This is a genomic window from Kitasatospora sp. NPDC056783 (assembly GCF_042789895.1).
Taxonomy (GTDB): domain Bacteria; phylum Actinomycetota; class Actinomycetes; order Streptomycetales; family Streptomycetaceae; genus Kitasatospora.
In genome coordinates this window covers 1-2,727 of sequence record NZ_JBHUAF010000623.1, presented here as the reverse complement: position 1 = coordinate 2,727, position 2,727 = coordinate 1, and the positions used below count along the sequence as shown (strand labels likewise).

Annotated in this window: 2 protein-coding genes; one reads left to right on the top strand and one right to left on the bottom strand. The window is 76.6% G+C overall.

The genetic code is table 11. The features are described from left to right. The first annotated feature begins 128 nt into the window (after nucleotides 1-128). The gene (locus ACFRMQ_RS39965) at nucleotides 129-926 is read left to right on the top strand and encodes an inositol monophosphatase family protein (RefSeq protein WP_380735820.1); all 798 of its coding nucleotides are present in this window, start codon (nucleotides 129-131) and stop codon (nucleotides 924-926) included. Nucleotides 927-1,036: 110 nt separating this feature from the next. On the opposite strand, the gene ACFRMQ_RS39960 is transcribed toward ACFRMQ_RS39965, so the two are convergent. Further along, nucleotides 1,037-2,479: a pyridoxal phosphate-dependent decarboxylase family protein gene (locus tag ACFRMQ_RS39960; RefSeq protein ID WP_380735819.1), complete on the bottom strand. Its 1,443-nt coding sequence runs from the start codon at nucleotides 2,477-2,479 to the stop codon at nucleotides 1,037-1,039. Nucleotides 2,480-2,727: the final 248 nt, after the last annotated feature.

The following is a 2,727-nucleotide window of genomic DNA, read 5'->3' as shown; positions in this document are numbered from 1 at the left end:
CCTGAAACCCGTCGCCTGAATTCCGCCGGCCGTCGGCTGGCCGCCGCCCGCCGTCCCCCGGTCCGCCGCCACCCCCTCACCCCGCTCATGGGAGAGTGGTTAGCAGCGAAGGGAGCGCGAACGTGCTGATGGACAAGGTGGCGGAGATACTCGCCGAGGCGTCGGCCGAGGCGGTGGAACCGCGCTTCCGGGCGCTGGCCGCCGGTGAGGTGATGGAGAAGGCGCCCGGCGAGGTCGTGACGGTGGCCGACCGCGAGGCCGAAGCGATCATCGCCCGCCGGCTGCACGAGCTGCTTCCCGTCCCGGTGGTCGGCGAGGAGGCGGTCGCCGCCGACCCGTCGCTCGCCATGGCCCTCCACGACGAGCCCGCGGCCTGGCTGGTCGACCCGGTCGACGGCACCGCCAACTTCGTCGCCGGCCGCCCCGACTACGCCGTGATGTGCTCCCTGGTCCGCTCCGGCCGGACCGTCGCCGCCTGGATATGGCAGCCCACCACCGCCACCATGTACTGCGCCGAACTGGGCTCCGGCGCCTGGCGCGACGGAGTACGACTGACCCGCCCGCCGGCCCCGAAGGACGTCGCGAAGCTGCGCGGCTCGGTGAAGAGCCGCTATCTCGACCCCGAGCACCGCCGCAGGCTCCAGGACAACATCGCGTCCTTCGGCGACATCTCCCCCGGTCGGCACGCCGCCGGCATCGAGTACCCGGACGTCGTCGAGGGCCGCTTCGACTTCCTCCTCTACTGGCGCACCCTCCCCTGGGACCACGCCCCGGGCTCCCTCCTGGTCACCGAGGCCGGCGGCGTCTCCGCCCGCCCGGACGGCACCCCCTACCGCCCCGAGGCCCCCGGCTGCGAGGACGGCCTCCTGGTCGCCGCCGACCCCGACACCTGGGAACTCACCCGGTCGATCCTGTTGGGCGGCTGACCCGGGCCCCCGCGACCCGGCCCCATCGACCCACCCCGGACCGCCCACCGACCCCGACCCCGGCCCGACCCCACCAGCCTGGGACCGCCCGGGTCGCCCGGGTCGCCCGGCTACCCGGCGCGTTCGCCCGCCACCGCGCGGCCGGCTCCCACCACCTCCCGCAGCAGCGCGCCGACCTCCCCCGCCGTGGTGTGCGGGTTCAGCAGCGTGAGCTTCAGCCGGACCCGCCCCGGACCGTCGCCCGGAAGCTCGGTGCGGCCGACCACCCCCCGGCCGGTGCGCAGCAGCAGGCGCCGCAGCCGGCCGTTCAGCTCGTCGAGCGCCGCCTCGTCCGTCGCCCCCGGCGGCCGGTAGCGGAAGAGGAGGGCGGTGAGCACGGGTTCGGCGTGGAGTTCGAGCGCCGGGTCGGCACGGACGGCGTCGGCGGCGGCGAGGGCGAGGTCGTGGCAGCTGTCGACCAGCCGCCCGAGTCCCTCACGGCCGAGGGTGCGCAGGGTGACGGCGAGTTTGAAGGCGTCGGCGCGGCGGGTGGTGCGCAGCGAGCGGCCGAGCAAGCTGGGGTAGCCGGCCTCCTCGTCGTCGATCGGGTTGAGGTACTCGGCGCGGCGGGCGAGCGAGGCGTAGGTCTCGGCGCGGCGCACCAGGAAGATCCCCGCGGCGGCCGGCTGCCAGCCGAGCTTGTGCCAGTCGAGGGAGACCGAGTCGGCGCGGGCGATGCCGTCGAGCAGTGGGGCGAGCCGGTCGGAGAGCAGCGCCCCGCCGCCGTACGCGGCGTCCACGTGCAGCCAGGCGCCGTGGTGTCCGGCGAGGTCGGCGGCGGCGTTCAGCGGGTCGACGGCCCCGGTGTCGGTGGTGCCGGCGGTGGCCACCACGGCGATCGGGGTCCGTCCGGCCCGGAGGGCCTCGGCCAGCGCCCGCGCCAGTTCGTCCTCCCGCATTCGCAGTCGGCGGTCGACCGGGACGGGGAGGACGGCCCGCTCGCCGAGGCCGAGCAGGGCGGCGGCCCGCTGGACGGAGAAGTGCGCCGCCTCGGAGGCGAGGATGCACGGCCGGGCGTCGGCCGGGATGCCGTCCAGTTCGACGAGTCCGTCGAGCTTCCGGTCGCGCGCGAGCATGAGCCCCATGAGGTTGGACTCGGTGCCGCCGGAGGTGAGGACTCCGGCGGAGCGCGCCGGGTCGTAGCCGACCAGCCCGGCGATCTCGGCGAGCAGCGCGCTCTCCAGGGCGGTGGCGGCGGGGGCCTGGTCCCAGGAGTCCTGGGAGGGGTTGAGCGCGCTGACCGCCAGGTCGGCGGCGGCGGCGACGGCGAGCGGCGGGCAGTGCAGGTGTCCGGCGCAGGCCGGGTCGGCGGGGTCGGCGGCGCCGTAGGCGAGGAGTTCGGTGAGTCGGGCGAGCGCGGCGGGACCGTCGCTGGTGGCCAGTGTCTCGGTGACGAGTGCGGCGATCTCGGCCGGGCTGCCCGTCGGCAGCGGTCCGGAGCGCCTGGCGGCGCCTGTTTCCAGGGAGTCGAGGACGGTGGCCAGCAGTGGTCCGAGCGCTCCCGGTCCGGCCACGCCGCCGGCCAGGGCGTCCGTCGCGAGGCCGCCCCCGGGAAGCTCGACGGGCCCGGGCCCGGGCCCGCTCACCGGCTGCCCCGGGCCGCCGGCCCACTTGTCGAGGAGGTCGGCGAGCCGGTCGCCGAACCGCCCGTCGAACCGGGCACCGGACCGGTTGCCGGGCCGGTTGCCGGACCGATTGCCGGACCGGTTGCCGGGCCGTCGGCCGAGGCCGCCGCGATCGCCTCCGCGAGTCGCTCCAGGAC